The following is a 17649-nucleotide window of genomic DNA, read 5'->3' on the forward strand; positions in this document are numbered from 1 at the left end:
GCGGGACTTTTCCCTATGCTGTACCAAATGACCCCCACTTCTGCCTTCCGCGCCGCCATCGCCGCGCAGCTTCCCTCCGAGGCGGCGGTCGAGCGGTTGCTGGGCCACATGAGCGCGCAGGAGTGGCAGGAAGTGGGCAGCGTCTTCGCGGCGCGGCTGCCCGAGTTCGAGGTGGTCGTGGCCGTACCCGGCGCGCAGGAGCTGGCGTGGGCCGTGGCGCGGGCGCGCGGCGTGCCGGTGCTGGACGGCCCCTGGACGGGCGAGCCGGGCGCGCTGGCCCTGATCCTGACCCCTCAGCTGCGGCAGGGCGAGGCCGAGCGCAGCGCCGCCCTGGCCGCGCGCGCACAGGGCCTGTGTGTCGAGGTGGTGGCGGCCGCCGTCGAGCGCACCTCGCTGGGCGGCCGGCACCTGCTGGGGCAAGTGGGGATACGGGTCCGCGCCGCCCTGCAACTCGCCGACGCCCCCTGGGGCCTGCTCTTCGAGCGCCGCACCCCGGACCGCTGGTCCGCTGCGAGCTGAACACGGCGCAGACCGGGGCCACCGGGCGTGAACGGTCCGGCAGACTTTTCAGTGGGCACCACTGGGCCGGCCCTCATGCCCGGCACGTCGCCGGAACACGCCTAATCGCCCCGCCACCGGGGGACAGCAGCGGGCACTCCGCTCCATGGCGCGGTGTTCGCCCACTGCCACCCCGGAGGCCGTGACCCGGACCCCCGCTGCTGCGCTAGGGCTGGCGGGCGGCGTACTCCTTCAGCGCCCGTTCCTCGGCCGGAATGCGGATGAGCAGCAGCAGCGCGGCATTGAGCAGCGTGAAGGCCAGGGCCGTGCGCCACGCCCCCACCGCCAGCGGGGCCGAGGCGAGCTCCAGCGCCACGACGGCGTAGTTGGGATGAGGCAGCCAGCGGAAGGGCCCGCCCGTGACCCGCTGCCCCCCCGGCACGATCAGGATGCGGGTGTTCCAGTAACGCCCCAGCGTCCGGATGACCCAGTACCGCAGCGGCTGCGCCAGCACGAACAGCAGCAGGGCAGGCAGGTTCACGCGGCCCCGCGACGCCCGGCCTTCCAACAGGAGGCTCAGCATCCAGGCGGGATGCAGCACGAAGAACAGCGAGTAGTGCTCGCGGCCATACTCGACCGCGCCCTGCTCGCGCGCCCAGCGTTCGTTGGCGCGGGCCACGCGCAGCTCCAGCACGCGCTGAACGGCGATGGACAGCACCAGCCAGGGGGCGGCGCGCCGGGCAGACCAGCCACTCACGCCGCGCCCCCGGCCAGCAGGGTGTCGGCCGCCGCGTCGGCATCCAGCTCGCCGCGCGCCACGCGGGCATACAGCTCGCCGCCCGCCGCCTGGGCGCGGCGCAGCAGCCGGGCCTGGACCAGCGTCCTCACCTCGAACTCGGCGCGGGCCTCGCGCCGAGCGTCCAGGCCGGCCTCGCCCAGCCAGGTGCGGTGGGCCTCCACGGCCGCGATCAGTTCGGGAATGCCCTGGGGCTCGCCGCCCACCCCGCCGCCCGTGCGGCCCGCCACCGTGCGGCGCACCGGGGCCAGCCACGTGTCCGGGCCGTGCGCGCCCAGACCCTGCGCGGCCATCAGTTCCCGCACGGTGCGGTCGGCTCCGGGAAGATCACTCTTGTTCACCGCGATCACGTCCGCTGTTTCCATGATGCCCGCCTTGAAGGCCTGCACGCCGTCACCGCCCGCCGGGGTCACCACGAGCAGGGTATGGTCGCAGGCGGCAGCCACGTCCACCTCGGACTGCCCGACGCCCACCGTCTCCAGGATCACCCAGCCGAAGCCCGCGCCCTCCAGCAGCGCCAGCACGCCCAGGGTACGCGCCGAGAGACCGCCCAGCGCGCCCCGGCTGGCGAGCGAGCGCACGAACACGCCCGCGTCGGCATGATGGCGCAGCATCCGGATACGGTCGCCCAGGATGGCCCCACCCGAGTACGGGCTGCTCGGGTCCACCGCCAGCACCGCCACCCGCTCGCCGCGCGCGCGCAGTTCGGCGATCAACGCGTCGACCAGGGTGCTCTTGCCGCTGCCGGGGCTGCCGGTCACGCCCAGCACCACGGCGCGCGTCTCCGGCGCGGCGGCGCGGGCGTGCGCGGCGCGCAGCAGGGGCCGGGCCGCGTCCTCGCCCGCCTCGGCCAGGGTCACGGCCCGGGCCAGGGCGCGCAGGTCGCCCGCGAGGTAGCGGTCCAGCAGGGACAGGGGGGCAGGCTGGGCCGGGGCCGGGGCAGGCGGGGTGCCCGTCACGGCGTCGGCTCCCCTCGCGGGCGCGGGCAGGGTCTCATGGCGAGGGCCAGCCTAGAGCATTTGTCCCGGGCGTGCGCGCCCGCCGTCCGGCCGGAAGAATCGCCCCCTGCCCCCGGCCGGTCAGGGGGCCTGGCCCAGCACGTCGTCGGCCTCGGTGGCGTGGGTCAGGTCCTCGAGGTGGGCGTCGTCGTTGAAGCCCAGCAGCGTGCCCCGGCTCGCGTCGAGCAACACACGGGTGATGCTGGTGTTCGTCACGCTCAGGCGTGCCCAGGCCCCCTCGGGGACGCCGCCCAGCGCCAGCCCGACCGCCACACGCACCACGCCGCCATGCGTGAAGACGAGCACCCGCTCGCCGGGGTGGCGCGCGCAGATCGCCCGCAGGGCCGCCCCGCTGCGCACCGAGAGGTCCTGCATGCTCTCGCCGCCGGGACGCCGGGTCCGCCAGGGGTCGGCGGCGAGGTCGCTGAGGTACTGCGCGTGCCGCTCGCGGATGTCGGCATAGACCAGTCCCGACAGCTCGCCCACGTCGATCTCGCGCAGCTCGGGTTCGAGGATGAGCTGGGGCGGGCCGCTGAGGCGCTCGGTCACGGCCTGGGCGGTCTGCACGGCGCGCTGGAGATCGCTGGAATACACGGCGGCGAAGTTCAGGCCCGTCAGACGACCGGCGAGGCTGGCCGCCTGAAGCACCCCGACGTGCGAGAGCGGCACGTCGGTCTGGCCCTGGTAACGGCCCTCGATGTTCCAGGTGCTCTCGCCGTGACGCACCACCCACAGTTCGGTGGCCGTGGCGCGGTCGGGCGGGGTAAAGCCCATCGGCGCCAGGCGGCGACTCAAGAACTCTCCCCGGCTCCGTGGTGCGGGCCAGTGGGCTGCGGGCCGCCGAAACTCACGCCCTCGCCCCGGATCATCTCGCCGATCACCCAGGGCGACTCGCCGGCGGCGCGCAGGGCGGCCAGGGCCGCCTCACGCTGCGCGGCCGGCAGGATGAACAGGAAGCCCACACCCATGTTCAGCGCCCGGAAGGCCTCGTGCCGCTCGGCGCCCGAGCGCGCCACGATGAGCTCGAACACGGGCGGCACGGTCCACGAGGCGGTGTCGATGCGCATGCCCACGCCCCCGGGGAATACGCGCGGCGGGTTGTCCACCAGGCCGCCCCCGGTGATGTGGGCCATGCCGCGCACGTCCACCCCGGCCGCCTCCAGCGCCGCGAAGGCGGGCAGGTAGCTGCGGTGGGGTACCGGCAGCACCTCGGCGAGAGTCTGCCCGCCCAGGTCCGCACGCGCTTCTTCCCAGTCAAGGTCGTCGAGGGCCAGCCGTGCCAGCGAGAAGCCGTTGGTGTGCAGGCCACTGCTGGGCAGGGCCACCACCACGTCGCCGGGTTCGATGCGCCGGCCGTCGATGAGGCGCGGGCGGTCCACGACGCCCACGATGGTCCCCACGATGTCCAGCTCGCCCTCGACGTACACGCCGGGCATCTCGGCGGTCTCGCCGCCCAGCAGGGCCACGCCCAGCGCCTCGCAGGCCCCGGCGGCGCCGGTCACGATCTCGGCGACCTTTTCGGGCGAGAGCCGGCCCATCGCCACATAGTCGAGGAAGAACAGCGGCCGGGCCCCCTGCACCAGGATGTCGTTCACGCAGTGGTTCACGATGTCGGCCCCCAGGCCCCCATAGCGCCCGGTGCGCACCGCGACCTTGGTCTTGGTGCCCACCCCGTCGGTCGAGGCGACGAGCACCGGCTCGGTCATGCCCGCGAACTCGGGCCGGAACAGGCCGCCGAAGCCCCCGAGCCCCCCCAGCACCTGCGGGGTATGCGTGCGGGCGACCGCGCCCTTCATGAGCGCGACGGCGCGGTGCCCCGCGTCGATGTCCACCCCGGCGCGCCGGTAGGCGGCCTCCTGCCGGGTTCCCGCGTCCCGGGTGCCGCGCACCTCTGCCGGGGCCGCGCCCGCGCCTGACTTGCTGTCCGTCATGTGCCCTGTTCCTCCTGCGCCCACTGTGGGCAGACTCTGGCGGGCAGTGTAGCCCGGGCGGTGCGGGGGGTGCGGCCCGCCGTCCAGCCTGCCCGTCCGGGCTGGCCCCTACTCGCCGGCCGGGGGCGGCGGCGCGGGCACGGGGCCGGCGGCGCCCGCCTCGGCCATAGGCGCGGTCCCGGTCCCCACCTCGGCCCTGCGCCGCGCCGACCACCAGCGCCACAGCGCGAACAGGCCCACCGCCAGCGACAGCAGCCCCAGTCCCCAGACCATGCGCTGCGCCGAGTTGCTGAGCCACACGACGAGGGCCGTGACCGGCAGCGCCCCCGCCGCGTTGGCGAGCACGAAAGCCCGGAAAGGGATGCGGACGGTCCCCGCCACGAGGTTCATGGCGTCGGCGCTCAAGATGGGCATCAGCCGGACCATCAGCACGCCCTGGACCCCGTATTTCTGGGCGAAGTCGTAGGCGGTGCGCCGCGCCTTCTCGCCGGCCAGCAGCCGCACGAGCGAGTCGCCCACCGTGCGCCCCAGCCAGTAGCCTGCCGCCGCGCCCAGCAGCGTGCCCGCATACACGATGAAAAAGCCCTCGACCGGTCCGTAGGCGCGCGCGGTGACGGCCGTCATGACCAGCGAGGGCAGCACCGGCACGACCGCCTGAAGCACGAAGCCCGCGATCAGGGCCAGCGGCCCCGCCCAGCCCAGCGTCTCGACGAAGGCGCGCGTGACCGCCGGGTCGCTGGAGGTCAGGGCGTGGTAGGCGCGCACCAGGAACTCGCGCACGTCCGGCAGCAGCCCGAGCAGGGCGAACAGGCCGGCGACGACCCCGAAGATCAGCCAGCGCAGATACCGGGGCGGCGAGGAAGCGGCAGCAGACATGCGCCCACAGTCTAGGGAAGCGGCGCGTGAGTTGCGTCCCCCTGAAGATGGAGGTTTCGCCCCACCCCCGCCGCCCCCCCCAGCGTAGACTGCCCGGCGATGCGCCCCGAACTGCTTGAACGCGTGCTGTCGCTGCTGCCGGAGGCCGGCCCCCACCCGGAGCTGGCCCGTTTCTACGAGATGCTGCGCGACTACCCCCGGCGCGGCGGCAAGGGCCTGCGCTCGGAACTGCTGCTCGCGGGCGCGCGGGCCTACGGCGTGCGCGAGGGCACCCCGCAGTGGGAGAGTGCCCTGTGGCTGGCCGCCGGGGTCGAGCTGTTCCAGAACTGGGTGCTGATCCACGACGACATCGAGGACGATTCGGAAGAGCGCCGGGGCCGGCCGGCCCTGCACCGCCTGCACGGCGTCGCCCTGGCGATCAACGCCGGGGACGCCCTGCACGCCTACATGTGGGCGGCGGTGGCCCGCGCGGGGGTGCCCGGGGCCCACGAGGAATTCCTGGCGATGGTCCACCGCACCGCCGAGGGCCAGCACCTCGACCTCGCCTGGGTGGCCGGGCGCGAGTGGGGCCTGACCGAACACGACTACCTCCAGATGGTCGGCCTGAAGACCGCGTACTACACGGTGATCGTGCCGCTGCGGCTGGGGGCGCTGGTGGCCGGGGCGCAGCCGCCCGAGACGCTGACCCCCGCCGGGCTGGCGCTGGGCACCGCCTTCCAGATCCGCGACGACGTGCTCAACCTCGCGGGCGACGCCGCCAAGTACGGCAAGGAGATCGCCGGGGACCTGCTGGAGGGCAAGCGCACCCTCATCGTGCTGCACTGGCTGGGCCAGGCCCCCGAGGACCAGATCGCGGTCTTTCTGGACCAGATGCGCCGGGAACGCCCCGACAAGGACCCGGAGGTCGTCGCGCAGATTCACGGCTGGCTGCTGGAGAGCGGCAGCGTGGACTATGCCCAGCGCGCCGCCCAGGCCCAGGCCGAGACGGGCCTGAAGCTGCTGGGCGACGTACTCGGGGCCGCTCCGGAACGCGAGGCCGCCCGCGCCCTGCTGGGCCGCGTGCGCGAACTGGCGACCCGCGAGGCCTGAGAAACGGGCTTTACTTCACCAGGTCGAGCGCCGCGTCGGCGAAGCGCGCGAAGCAGGCGTTCAGTTCCTGGAGGGCCCCCTCGCGCAGCACCGACCACTCGGCGTAATACAGCGCCACGTTCACCTCCAGCCCGAAGGCCGGAATACCGGTGCGGGCGTGGTGCGCCGCGCTGAGGGTGTCGGTCGTCCAGGGGTCGCCCACCGCCACGCGGCGGTACGTGCCGCCCAGCACCGGAGCGAAGGCGGCCTCGCAGGCGTCGCGCAGCGCGGCCCACTTCTCGCGCGGAAAGGTCGGCGTGGCCTCGGTGCCCAGCATGAGCGTCAGGGCGGGGCGGGGGGTGCCGGTGTCGGGCCCCAGCGCGGGGCCGCGCTCGGCCATGCTGTGGCCCACGATCATCAGGCGCGCGCCCTTCAGCTCGGCGCGCACCTGGGCGTCGAAGGCGTCCCAGATGCGCCGCAGCCGCGCCTCGCGCAGCTCGGGGGTCAGGGTGAAGCCCGCCGGGTACAGCGGGTTGCGGCCGAAATCCATGACCTTGAGCACGCCGTTGTCGTCCGTGTCGTCCCGCTCGCGGTTCAGGTCGGCGGCGAAGCGGCTCCAGGGGGCCTGCAAAAAGCGCGCGCCCGGCACGGCGTAGATCAGCTCGGTGTAGGGATCGCCCTCGAAAAATACCCGGCGCAGGAACTCCTCGCGCTTGCGGGCGTCGAACACGTCGTCGCCCAGCATGTCGCGCAGCACGTCGGCCGGCACCTGTCCGGAGGGATGCGGCGCCAGCACGAGCAGGGCGTCGCGGGCGCTGGAGAGCGTGGCGCCGGAGGGGTCGGCGCTGGAGCTGACGCTGGGGGCGGTCATGCGGGGCAGCATATCGGAGCCCCGGAGCGTCTTCATCCCGGCCACAGTCCCGCTGCCTGGGGCGACATACAATCGGGGGCGTGCTGCTCTCGGGCCTGTCTACCCTGAACTACCGGAACCTCGCGCCGGACACGCTGGAATTTCCGGCCGGCGTGACCGGTGTGTTCGGCGAGAACGGCGCGGGCAAGACCAACCTGCTGGAAGCCGCCTACCTCGCCCTGACCGGCCTGAGCGACGTGACGCGCCTGGAACAGCTCGTGCAGTCGGGCGAGAAGGAGGCCTACGTGCGCGCCGACCTGCACCAGGGCGGCAGCCTGAGCATCCAGGAGGTCGGGCTGGGGCGGGGAAGGCGGCAACTGAAGGTGGACGGCGTGCGGGTCCGGACCGGCGACCTGCCGCGCGGCAGCGCCGTATGGATTCGCCCCGAGGACAGCGAACTGGTGTTCGGCTCGCCCTCGGGGCGCCGGGGCTACCTCGACGCCCTGCTCTCGCGCCTGAGCGCGCGCTACGCCGAGCAGCTCTCGCGCTACGACCGCACCGTGTCGCAGCGCAACGCGGCCCTGCGCGCCGGCGAGGACTGGGCCATGCACGTCTGGGATGAGGCGCTGGTCAAACTGGGCACCGAGATCATGCTGTTTCGCCGCCGCGCCCTGACCCGCCTGGACGACCTGAGTCGCGAGGCCAACGCCGCCCTGGGCAGCCGCAAGACCCTGCGCCTGGAGCTGACCGAGTCCACCACCCCCGAGACCTACGCCCACGACCTCGCCGCCCGCCGCGCCGAGGAGCTGGCGCGCGGGGCCACCGTGACCGGCCCGCACCGCGACGACCTGCTGCTGACCCTGGGCGACTTTCCGGCGAACGAGTACGCCAGCCGGGGAGAAGGCCGCACGGTGGCCCTGGCACTGCGCCGCGCCGAGCTGGAGCTGCTGGCCGAGAAGTTCGGCGAGCGCCCGGTGCTGCTCATCGACGACTTCACGGCCGAACTCGATCCGGGGCGGCGCTCCTTCCTGCTCGACCTCGCCGCGAGCGTGCCGCAGGCCATCGTGACCGGCACCGAGCGCGCCCCCGGCGCGGCCCTGACCCTGCGGGCCCACGCCGGGCGCTTTACCCCCGAGCTGGACATGGCCGAGGTGGGCGTATGACCCGGCGGCGCCTGGGCGGGCCGCGCGGGCTCTCGGAACTCATGGGCGCGACGCTGGGCACCGCCAAGCTGGCGCGCGGGGTGGGACGGGCGCGGGCGCTGCTGCTGTGGCCGCAGGCGGTCGGCCCCGAGATCGCGCGCATGACCCGGCCCCGCTCGCAGCAGGGCGGCACCCTGTACGTCGAGGTGCGCGACTCGACGACCGCGCACCACCTCACCATGCAGCGCCACCATTTTCTCAAGCGGCTGAACGCGATGCTGGCCGAGGGGAACGGCCGACCCGAGGACGCCGTGCGCGAGCTGCGCTTCAGCGTGGGCACGGTGCGCGCCCCCGAAAACACGCCGCGCGCCGCGCCGCTGCCCGCCCCCGACCGCGCGCGCGCCCGGCAGCTCGTGCAGGAGGTGGCCGACCCCGAGCTGAGGCAGGCCGCCCTGCGCGCCGCCGAGGCCGTGACCCGCGCGCGGCGCTGGCGCGAGGAGCAGGGCTGGCGACCGTGCCCGGTGTGCGGCGAGCGTTGCCCCGCGCCCACCCGCCTGCCCGGTGAGGCCCCGCCGCCCGAGGCGCCGCCCTGCCGCGCCTGCGCCCTGACGCTGGAAGACCCCAACGTGCGCCGCGCCGCGCGGGTGGTGGCCCGCACGCCCGAACGCCTGGACGCCCTGGAGACGACCCTGGGCGGCAGCGGACGGCTCGCGGCGCGCCACCTCGCGCTGGAACTGCTGGACGACCAGCTCGGGCTGCTGGCCCTGGAGTGCGTGCGCAGCGGCGGCGAGAACAACTACCTGAGCTTCCTGCGCGCCCAGGCCGAGACCTACCTGATGCTCAAGCTGGGCAAGGCCAGGGGCGACCTGCGCCGCGCCGACCACGCCGCGCTGCCCGAGCGGGTGCGCCAGGTGCTCGCGGCGGGGCAGCCATGACCCGTTCCCCGGCCGCGCCCACCCCACACGACATCGCCGAGCGCAAGCTGCGTCACCTCGACGCCTGCCTCGACCCGCGCAGCCAGTACCAGACGCTCCGCACCGGCCTGGAGACGGTGCCCTGGCCCTACCGGGCACTGCCGGAGCGCGACCTGGACGCCGTGGACCTCTCCACGACCTTCCTGGGCCGCCGCCTGAGCGCCCCGGTCCTGGTCGGCGCGATGACGGGCGGGGCCGAGCGCGCCGGGCGCATCAACTTCAACCTCGCGCGCGCGGCGGGGCGCCTCGGGCTGGGGATGATGCTCGGCTCGCAGCGCGTGATGCTGGAGCGCCCGGAAGCCCGGGCCACCTTCGCCGTGCGGGACGTGGCCCCCGACATCCTGCTCGTGGGGAACCTGGGCGCGGCGCAGTTCGGGCTGGGCTACGGCCCCGCCGAGGCGACGCGGGCGGTGCGCGAGATCGGGGCCGACGCCCTGGCGATCCATGTCAATCCGCTGCAGGAGGCCCTGCAACCCGGCGGCGACACGCGCTGGGCGGGCCTCGCGGCGCGGCTGGCCGAGGTGGTGCCGGCGCTGGACTTTCCGGCGGTCCTCAAGGAGGTCGGGCACGGCCTGGACGCCGCGACCCTGCGCGCGGTGGCGGGCGCGGGCTTCGCCGCCTACGACGTGGCCGGGGCCGGCGGCACGAGCTGGGCGCGCGTCGAGCAGCTCGTCCACCGGGGCGAGGTGCTCAGCCCGGACCTGTGCGACCTCGGCGTGCCCACCGCCCAGGCCCTGCGGGACGCCCGGCAGGCCGCGCCGCACGTGCCCCTGATCGCCTCGGGCGGTATCCGCACCGGCCTGGACGCCGCGCGCGCGCTGGCGCTGGGTGCCCAGGTGGTCGCGGTGGCCCGCCCCCTGCTGGAGCCCGCCCTGGAGAGCAGCGAGGCCGCCGAGGCGTGGCTGGAGAACTTCGTGCGGGAGCTGCGCGTGGCCCTGTTCGTCGGGGGCTACGGCGGCGTGGAGGAAGTCCGGGGCAGCCAGCCGTAGCGTGACGAACGGAAAACCTTAGCCTTCCGCCCCCTCCTCCCCCATCCGGCGCTCGACGCGCGCGCCCAGGCCGGTCAGCACCTCGTATTCGATGGTGTCGCCCCAGGCGGCCACCTCGCTCACGGTGATGTCGCCGTCGCCCCACAGCTCGGCCCAGTCGCCCGGCCCTACGTCCAGGCCCGTCACGTCCACCATCATCTGGTCCATGCAGATGCGGCCCAGCACCGGCCGCCGCTCGCCGCCGATCAGGACGCTGGCCTTGAGGGTCGCGTTGCGCGGATAGCCGTCGGCGTAGCCCATGCCGACCACGGCGACCTCGGTGTCCTGCGGGGCCCGCCACAGCGCCCCGTAGCTGACTCCCTCGCCCGCCCGGACGGTGTGGCGCTGGTTGACACGGGCGCGCAGGGTCTGGACGGGCCGCAGCCCGGCCGCCGCGCGCAGGTGCGGCGGCGCGAACCCGTAGGCCGCCAGCCCCGGCCGCGCCAGCGCCATGCCCGGCAGCGCCCCGAAGCTCAGGACGCCGCCGCCGTTCGCTGCGTGGGCCAACAGCGGCGGCAGCTCGGCCAGCACGGCCTGAAAGCGGGCGAACTGCTCGCGGGCATAGCTCAGGTCCGGCTCGTCAGCAATCGCGAAGTGGGTGTAGGCCCCTTCCAGCAGCCCGCGCTCGGCCAGCAGGCGGCCCACCGCGACGGCCTCCTCGGGGCGCGCGCCCAGGCGGTTCATGCCGGTGTCCACCTTCAGGTGCGCGCGGGCGTGGGGGGGCAGCGCCCCGGCCTCGGCCAGCGAGGCGACCGGCAACCGCACCCCCAGGTCGGCCAGCGGCCCGACCTCCTCGGGGGCGGCGGGGCTGAGAAGCACGACCGGGCGGCCCAGGTCCAGCCGCGCGAGGCGTTCGGCCTCGATGGGGGTCGCCACCGCCAGCCCCCACACGTCCGGGTGCCGGGCCGCCACGCGGGCCACCAGGTCCAGCCCGTGCCCGTAGGCCTCGGCCTTGACCGGCAGCAGCAGCGCGGCCCCGGCGCGGCGCGACAGGGCGCGCAGGTTGGCGTTCAGGGCGGCTTCGGAGAGGTGGGCGACGGCGCGGGCCAGCATGGTGCCCAGGATAGGCCCGCGCCCGGCAGGCGCCCTCGCCCTGTCTGTCCTCAGACCTCGCCTGGCCGCGCCCGGTAGAGCTTGGCAGGCCGCCCCGCCAGCCCGTACTGGTGGTCGAGTTCGGCCTGCCCGGCGCGCACCAGATGTTCGAGGTAGCGCCACGCGGTCACGCGGCTCAGGCCCACCGCCTCCCCGATCTCCTCGGCGCTGGCGGGCTGGCCGCGTTCGGCGAGGGCGGCCTCCACCCGTTCGAGGGTATGGGGGTCGATGCCGCGCGGCAGGGCGGGGGCCGCCGCGCCGCTGACCCCCAGCAGGCGGTCGAGGCTGGCCTGGTCGTGCCGCCCCGGCGCGCCGGACCCCGCGCCGGACGGCCGCCGGGCGCGGTGCCGGGCCAGCAGCTCGGCCAGCCGCGCCCCCGTGAAGGGCTTGATGAGATAGTCGAAGGCCCCATGCGCCAGCGCGAGGCGGATGCTCGGCTCGTCGTCGGCGGCGGTGATGAGGGCCACGTCGGTCGTGCGGCCCTGCGCGCGCCAGTGGCGCAGCAGCCCCAGGCCGCTGCCGTCGGGCAGATGCACGTCGAGCAGGATCAGGTCGGGCGAGAGCGCCTGCGCCAGCGCGTCGCCCTGCGCGCAGCTCGCGGCGCTGCCGACCACATGCACGTCGGGGTCGCGCTCCAGCAGGTCGCGGTTGATGCGCGCCACCCGCACGTCGTCCTCGACGAGCAGCACCCGCACGCGCGCCGTGCTCACGCCGCCCCCCGGCCGGACACGGCCCGCCCCGGCACCGGCAGGCTGACCTGAAAGACCGTGAGGCCCCCGCGCCGGGTGTGCCGCACGTCGCCGCCCAGCACCTGAATGCGCGCCATGACCCCGGCCAGTCCGTACCCCCGGCCCTCGCCCTTGCTGCTCGCCCCGCGCGTGAACAGCCGCGCCGCCACCTCCGGGCGCACGCCGGGCCCCGAGTCCTCGACCTCGACCTGCATGCCCTCGGGGTCCTCGCCGATGAGGACCGTGACCTGCCCCGGCTGCCCGCCCAGCGCCTCGAAGGCGTTCTCGGTGAGGTTGCCGACCGCCGTGACGAGGGTGTCGGCATGGCGCTCCCACACCGGCGAGAGGCTGCTGCCCTCGGCCACCTGAAACTCGATGCCGAGTTCCTGGGCGCGCTCGCGCTTGCCGGCCAGCAGCGCGACCAGCCGGGGCACCTGCACGTCGCGCAGGAGCTGGCGGAACTGCGCGTCCGAGTGGATCTCGGCATTCAGGACCCCCAGCGCCTCCTCCGAGCGGCCCAGTTGCAGCAGGCCCGACAGGACGTGCAGGCGGTTCTGGTACTCGTGGGTCTGGGCGCGCAGCACGTCCACGAAGCCGCGCGCGTGCGTGAGTTCCTCGGCGAGCGCCAGCGCCTCGGCCCGGTCGCGGAAGCCCGCGACGAAGCCCCCACCCTCCAGCGGCTCGATGTTCACGAGCACCGGCTGGCCGCGCAGGTCCACTTCCAGGTTCTGCTGGCGGCCCTGCCCCGGCAACAGGGCCAGTTCGGGCCACACGCCCGCGAGCAGGGCGGGCGTCTGGCGGCTGCCCAGCATCTCGGCGGCGCGGTCGCTGATCAGGGTCACGACGCCCGGCGCACTCACGGCGATCACGCCCTCACGCAGCGCGGCCAGCACGGCGCGCTGCTGGCGCACCAGCGCGGCGATCTGTTCGGGCTCCAGGTTCAGGATCTCGGCGCGCAGCCGCCGCGCCGCCCAGCTCGCCCCCGCCGTGCCCAGCGCCAGCGCCAGCAGGAACCACGGCGCGAGGCTCAGCAGCGCCGATCCCACCAGGTTCCAGGCCTGCGGCATGAGGTAGCCGGTACTCACCACCCCGACCACCCGCGTGCCGGGCTGCCCCCCGGCCCACACCGGCACCTTGCCGCGCACACTCAGGCCCAGCGAGCCGCGCGCCACGCTGACCACCTCCTGCCCCGAGAGCGGCTGAGCGTTGTCGCCGCCCTCCATCGGCTGCCCCAGGCGCTCGGGCAACGGGTGCGAGAGCCGCAGGCCCAGACGGTTGCCCACCACGATGAAGTCGGCGCCGCTCTCGTCGAGCAGGCCGTTGACCAGGGTGTTCAGCACCGGATTCGGCCCTCCCGACTCGGCGCCCCGGTACACGAGGGGCAGCTGCGACACGAGGCGCGAGGTGGTCAGGGCCCGCTCGCCCAGGCGCTGCCGGGCCTGTCCGTAGGCCTGCACCGTCTGCACGAGCACCAGCAGCGCGGTCATGGCACACAGCACCAGCAGGTGCAGCCGCACCAGCCGGCCCTGCAAGCCTACCCCCGGACCACCGAGCAGGCGGTGGCCCAGGGCGAGACGCGCCGGAAGCGGGCGGAGGAAGGCAGCCATGACGATTCGATCCGCACTCTAGTACATCTGGCCCGCCCGGCCCTTTTCGCAGCCCGGCCCGGGCGCCGCCACTTGCGTACATTGCGTTCACGGTTGTGCATTAATCCCACAAAAAAAGCGTGCTGGACGTACAAAAAGACTTGCGTACCCCCAGGATGAAGGCTAGATTGAGAAGCGTTACACAACACCCAGACCTGTGCGGCCAGCCGTGGCCTGCACCCGGAGGACCTATGAACAAAGCCGCCCTGTTGGCTGCCCTGGCCGTGAGCGCCGCGCCCCTCGCCAGCGCCCAGACCCTGAACAACGTCCGTATCATGGCCCCCGCCAGCCCCGGCGGCGGCTGGGACCAGACCAGCCGCGCCATCCAGACCGTCATGCAGAACCAGAACCTCGCCAAGCCGGTGCAGGTGTTCAACGTGTCCGGCGCCGGCGGCACCATCGGCCTGGCCCAGCTGTACAACAGCAAGGGCGACGGCAACCAGATGATGACCATGGGCCTCGTGATGGTCGGCGCGATCCTGACCAACTCCAGCAAGGTGGACCTGAGCCGCGTGACCCCCCTGGCCCGCCTGACCGGCGAGTACGAGGTGCTCGTCGTGCCGGCCAACAGCCCCTACAAGAGCATGAAGGACTTCGCCGCCGCCTGGAAGGCCAACAACGGCCTGGCGGTCGCGGGCGGCAGCGCCGGCGGCACCGACCACATGCTGGTGGGCCTGCTCGCCAAGTCGGCCGGCGTGGACCCCAAGAAGATGAACTACGTGCCCTTCTCGGGCGGCGGCGAGACCCTGGCGGCCGTGCTGGGCAACCAGGTGGCCGGCGCGGTGGCGGGCTACGGCGAGTTCGAGGCCCAGATCAAGGCCGGGCGCCTGCGCGCCATCGGCATCAGCGCGCCCAAGCGCCAGCCCGGCATCGACGCCCAGACCTTCAAGGAGCAGGGCTACGCCGTGGAACTCGCCAACTGGCGCGGCATCGTGGCCCCCCCCGGCGTGAGCGCGGCCGACAAGGCCAAGCTCGTCGGCGCGCTCGACAAGATGCACGCCAGCAAGGAGTGGCAGGACACCCTCAAGACGCGCGGCTGGACCGACCTGTACATGAGCGGCAGCAAGTACGACATCTTCCTGAAGACCGAGGCCAACCGCGCCAAGGGCATCCTCCAGGAAATCGGCCTGGTGAAGTGAGCCGCTGAAGCTCAGGCGTCGGGGGGCGGGGTCGTCCGGTATGCGGCACCCCGCCCCCCGCTTCATTTCAACCTGACGCATGTCTGAGTACGGGCTCAAGGAGCGCATATGACTGAACCTCACCTTTCTTCACCGCCGCAGCGGCGCGGCGTGAGCCTGCCGGACCTGCTGGTGGCGCTGGGCATCCTGCTGCTGGGTGCGGGGCTGCTGTACGGAACGTCGCAGATTCCCTTCGGCATCAACGCGGTCGTGGGGCCGCGCGTCTTTCCGCTCATCGTGAGCATCGGCACGCTGCTGTTCGGGGCGCTGCTGCTCGTCGGGGCGCTGCGCGGCGACCGCGCCGAACCCGGCGCCGAGGAGGACACCGACCCCGACGCGCCGGTCAGCCTCGCCAACCCCGCGATCATCCTGGGCGGTTTCCTGCTGGGCACGCTGGTGCTGCAACCGCTGGGCTTCGTGCTGGGCACGGCCATCATGTACTTCAGCGTGGCCTACGCCTTCGGGGAGCGGCGCTACGGCCTGATGGCCTTCGTGGCGCTCGTCGTGGCGCTCGTCACCTACCTGCTGTTCACGCGTGGCCTGGACCTGAACCTGCCGGCCGGCATCCTGAGAGGAATCCTGTAATGGACGCCCTGACTTCCCTGTTCGCGGGCTTCGAGACGGCCCTGAGTCCCCTGAACCTGCTGTGGGCCCTCATCGGCGTGACGCTGGGCACCCTGGTCGGCGTGCTGCCGGGCATCGGGCCGGCGCTCACCGTCGCCCTGCTGCTGCCGGTCACGGCCAAGCTGCCCCCGGTCAGCGCCTTCATCATGTTCGCGGGCATCTACTACGGCGGCATGTTCGGCGGTTCGACCACCAGTATCCTGCTGAACACGCCCGGCGAGTCGAGCAGCATCATCACGGCGCTGGAAGGCAACAAGATGGCCCGCCGGGGGCGCGCCGCCGCCGCCCTGGCGACCGCCGCCATCGGCAGCTTCATCGCCGGGACCATCGGCACCGTCCTGCTGACCTTCTTCGCGCCCGCGATCGCCGACATCGCCGTGCAGATTCCGCCCTCGGCCAAGTTCGCCCTGATCATGCTGGCCTTCGTGACCATCAGCGCGACCTTCGGCGGCAGCCCCCTGCGCGGGCTGGTCAGCCTGTTCTTCGGCCTCGCCATCGGCCTGGTCGGCACCGATCTCCAGAGCGGGCAGTCGCGCTTCGCGCTGGGCCGCCCCGAACTGCTCGACGGCATCGACTTCATCACGGTGGTCATCGGCCTGTTCGCCATCGGGGAGACGCTGTACGTCGCCAGCCGCTACCGCAAGAGCCAAGACGTGATCAAGCTCGAAGGCGGCGCGGCCATGAACCGCGAGGACTGGCGCCGCAGCTGGAAGCCCTGGCTGCGCGGCACGGCGCTGGGCTTTCCCTTCGGGGCCATTCCGGCGGGCGGCGCCGAGATTCCGACCTTCCTGAGCTACACCCTGGAGAAGAAACTCAGCAAGCACCCCGAGGAGTTCGGCAAGGGCGCCATCGAGGGCGTCGCCGGGCCCGAGGCCGCCAACAACGCCTCGGCGGCGGGCGTGCTCGTGCCGCTGCTCACGCTGGGTCTGCCCACGAGCGCCACGGCCGCCATCCTGCTCGCGGCCTTCCAGCAGTACGGCCTGCAACCGGGACCGCTGCTGTTCATCACGAACGGCGACCTCGTGTGGGGCCTGATCGCCTCGCTGTACATCGGCAACGTCATGCTGCTGCTCCTGAACCTGCCGCTCGCGCCCGTGTGGGCCCGGCTGCTCCTGATTCCGCGCCCCTTCCTGTACGCCGGGATTCTGGTGTTCAGTACGGTCGGCGTATACAGCCTGAACAACAGCGTGTTCGACCTCGTGCTGCTGGCCATCTTCGGATTGATCGGCTACGGCATGCGCCGCTTCGACTTCCCGGTCACGCCCGCCATCATCGGCGTGGTGCTCGGGCCGACGGCCGAGTCGTTCTTCCGCACGGCCATGCAGCAGAGCAACGGCGACGCGAGCATCTTCGTGCGCCAGCCGCTGACCGCCTTCATTCTGCTGATCGTGCTCGTCGCGCTCGTGCTGCCGCCCATCCTGCGGATGCGGGCCCGCAAGACCGTCGCCGCCTGAACCCGGCCACGAAAAAGCCCCCGACCAGTGACGGTCGGGGGCTTTTTCGTGGTGCTCGGCTTACTGCGCTTCGCTGTAGCGGCGGGACACTTCGTCCCAGTTCACGACGTTCCAGAACGCCTTGAGGTAGTCGGGGCGCTTGTTCTGGTAGTTGAGGTAGTAGGCGTGCTCCCACACGTCCACGCCCAGGATCGGGGTGCCGCTCACGCCGGCCACGCCCTCGCCCATCAGCGGGCTGTCCTGGTTGGCGGTGCTCACGACGGCCAGCTTGCCGTCCTTGACGACCAGCCACGCCCAGCCGCTGCCGAAGCGGGTCTTGGCGGCGTCCTCGAACTTTTCCTTGAAGGCGTCGAAGGACCCGAAGGCCTCGACGATGGCGTCGGCCAGCGCGCCGCTCGGCGCGTTGCTCTCGCCCTTGCTCGTGCCCAGGACGGTCCAGAACAGGCTGTGGTTGGCGTGGCCGCCCGCGTTGTTGCGCAGCACGCCCTTCTTGTCGGCGGGCAGGCTGTCGAGCTTCTGGATGAGTTCCTCGACCGGCACGCCGTCGAACTCGGTGCCCGCCAGCGCCTTGTTCGCGTTGTCGATGTAGGCCTGGTGGTGCTTGGTGTGGTGGATCTCCATCGTGCGGGTGTCGATGTGGGGTTCCAGGGCGTCGTAGGCGTAGGGCAGGCTGGGCAGTTCGTAAGGCATAGGTGCTCCTTTGTGTGGGTGGGCCGCCGGGCGGGAAGACCCGGCGGCCCACCTCGTTCCGCCGCTCATCTTACGC

General features: G+C 73.3%; 18 protein-coding genes. 8 read left to right on the forward strand and 10 right to left on the reverse strand.

Features of this window, described 5'->3' with window-relative positions:
- Window positions 1–27 precede the first annotated feature (27 nt).
- A complete protein-coding gene (locus DGO_RS10995) occupies window positions 28–519 on the forward strand; it encodes a hypothetical protein (protein WP_043803721.1) in 492 nt (163 codons plus the stop codon).
- Window positions 520–724: 205 nt separating this feature from the next.
- On the opposite strand, the gene DGO_RS11000 is transcribed toward DGO_RS10995, so the two are convergent.
- From DGO_RS11000 to DGO_RS11020, 5 genes are all read right to left on the reverse strand, one after another.
- Window positions 725–1255: an isoprenylcysteine carboxyl methyltransferase family protein gene (locus tag DGO_RS11000; protein ID WP_050920787.1), complete on the reverse strand. Its 531-nt coding sequence runs from the start codon at window positions 1253–1255 to the stop codon at window positions 725–727.
- Window positions 1252–2253, reverse strand: a complete 1002-nt coding sequence (meaB, locus tag DGO_RS11005) for a methylmalonyl Co-A mutase-associated GTPase MeaB (RefSeq protein ID WP_083847277.1) — start codon at window positions 2251–2253, stop codon at window positions 1252–1254. Before meaB ends, DGO_RS11000 begins: the two co-directional genes overlap by 4 nt.
- 120 nt (window positions 2254–2373) lie before the next feature.
- Complete coding sequence (locus tag DGO_RS11010) at window positions 2374–3087, reverse strand: histidine phosphatase family protein (RefSeq protein WP_014685595.1); 714 nt, start codon at window positions 3085–3087, stop codon at window positions 2374–2376.
- Window positions 3084–4088: a phosphoribosylformylglycinamidine cyclo-ligase gene (gene purM / locus DGO_RS11015; protein ID WP_420810577.1), complete on the reverse strand. Its 1005-nt coding sequence runs from the start codon at window positions 4086–4088 to the stop codon at window positions 3084–3086. Before purM ends, DGO_RS11010 begins: the two co-directional genes overlap by 4 nt.
- 243 nt (window positions 4089–4331) lie before the next feature.
- Window positions 4332–5099, reverse strand: a complete 768-nt coding sequence (locus tag DGO_RS11020) for a TVP38/TMEM64 family protein (RefSeq protein WP_014685597.1) — start codon at window positions 5097–5099, stop codon at window positions 4332–4334.
- Window positions 5100–5198: 99 nt separating this feature from the next.
- On the opposite strand from DGO_RS11020, the gene DGO_RS11025 reads away from it, so the two are divergent.
- Complete coding sequence (locus DGO_RS11025) at window positions 5199–6188, forward strand: polyprenyl synthetase family protein (RefSeq protein ID WP_014685598.1); 990 nt, start codon at window positions 5199–5201, stop codon at window positions 6186–6188.
- A gap of 10 nt (window positions 6189–6198) precedes the next feature.
- Here the strand turns inward: DGO_RS11025 and DGO_RS11030 are convergent, their stop codons facing one another.
- On the reverse strand, window positions 6199–7038 hold the full coding sequence (locus DGO_RS11030; RefSeq protein WP_050920908.1) for an N-formylglutamate amidohydrolase: 840 nt from the start codon (window positions 7036–7038) through the stop codon (window positions 6199–6201).
- 71 nt (window positions 7039–7109) lie between these two features.
- Here DGO_RS11030 and recF point away from each other — a divergent pair, with 71 nt between their 5' ends.
- From recF to fni, 3 genes are read left to right on the forward strand one after another with little or no spacing between them, the layout of a single operon-like run.
- On the forward strand, window positions 7110–8180 hold the full coding sequence (gene recF, locus DGO_RS11035) for a DNA replication/repair protein RecF (protein ID WP_043802112.1): 1071 nt from the start codon (window positions 7110–7112) through the stop codon (window positions 8178–8180).
- Window positions 8177–9094 carry a DciA family protein gene (locus tag DGO_RS11040; protein WP_043802115.1) on the forward strand — a complete coding sequence of 306 codons (918 nt, stop codon included), beginning with the start codon at window positions 8177–8179 and terminating at the stop codon, window positions 9092–9094. The genes recF and DGO_RS11040 overlap by 4 nt, the downstream gene beginning before the upstream one ends.
- Complete coding sequence (fni, locus tag DGO_RS11045; RefSeq protein ID WP_043802116.1) at window positions 9091–10122, forward strand: type 2 isopentenyl-diphosphate Delta-isomerase; 1032 nt, start codon at window positions 9091–9093, stop codon at window positions 10120–10122. Before DGO_RS11040 ends, fni begins: the two co-directional genes overlap by 4 nt.
- A gap of 18 nt (window positions 10123–10140) precedes the next feature.
- Here fni and alr read toward each other — a convergent pair whose 3' ends face one another.
- From alr to DGO_RS11060, 3 genes are read right to left on the reverse strand one after another with little or no spacing between them, the layout of a single operon-like run.
- Window positions 10141–11214, reverse strand: a complete 1074-nt coding sequence (gene alr, locus DGO_RS11050) for an alanine racemase (protein ID WP_014685603.1) — start codon at window positions 11212–11214, stop codon at window positions 10141–10143.
- 50 nt (window positions 11215–11264) lie between these two features.
- Window positions 11265–11963 carry a response regulator gene (locus tag DGO_RS11055; RefSeq protein WP_145975309.1) on the reverse strand — a complete coding sequence of 233 codons (699 nt, stop codon included), beginning with the start codon at window positions 11961–11963 and terminating at the stop codon, window positions 11265–11267.
- Window positions 11960–13588 (reverse strand): ATP-binding protein, encoded by a 1629-nt coding sequence (locus DGO_RS11060; RefSeq protein ID WP_083847279.1) that lies wholly within the window; start codon window positions 13586–13588, stop codon window positions 11960–11962. The genes DGO_RS11055 and DGO_RS11060 overlap by 4 nt, the downstream gene beginning before the upstream one ends.
- Before the next feature lie 230 nt (window positions 13589–13818).
- Between DGO_RS11060 and DGO_RS11065 the strand changes: the two genes are divergently transcribed.
- From DGO_RS11065 to DGO_RS11075, 3 genes are all read left to right on the forward strand, one after another.
- Window positions 13819–14766 (forward strand): Bug family tripartite tricarboxylate transporter substrate binding protein, encoded by a 948-nt coding sequence (locus DGO_RS11065; protein ID WP_050920788.1) that lies wholly within the window; start codon window positions 13819–13821, stop codon window positions 14764–14766.
- Window positions 14767–14874: 108 nt separating this feature from the next.
- Entirely contained in the window at window positions 14875–15390 is a 516-nt protein-coding gene (locus tag DGO_RS11070) for a tripartite tricarboxylate transporter TctB family protein (RefSeq protein WP_050920789.1), read from the forward strand.
- Window positions 15390–16883, forward strand: a complete 1494-nt coding sequence (locus DGO_RS11075; RefSeq protein WP_014685609.1) for a tripartite tricarboxylate transporter permease — start codon at window positions 15390–15392, stop codon at window positions 16881–16883. Before DGO_RS11070 ends, DGO_RS11075 begins: the two co-directional genes overlap by 1 nt.
- A 60-nt stretch (window positions 16884–16943) precedes the next feature.
- Here the strand turns inward: DGO_RS11075 and sodA are convergent, their stop codons facing one another.
- Window positions 16944–17573, reverse strand: coding sequence for a superoxide dismutase [Mn] (gene sodA / locus DGO_RS11080; protein WP_014685610.1), 630 nt, complete (start codon window positions 17571–17573; stop codon window positions 16944–16946).
- Between the last annotated feature and the right edge of the window lie 76 nt (window positions 17574–17649).

It is taken from the genome of Deinococcus gobiensis I-0 (assembly GCF_000252445.1).
Lineage (GTDB): Bacteria > Deinococcota > Deinococci > Deinococcales > Deinococcaceae > Deinococcus > Deinococcus gobiensis.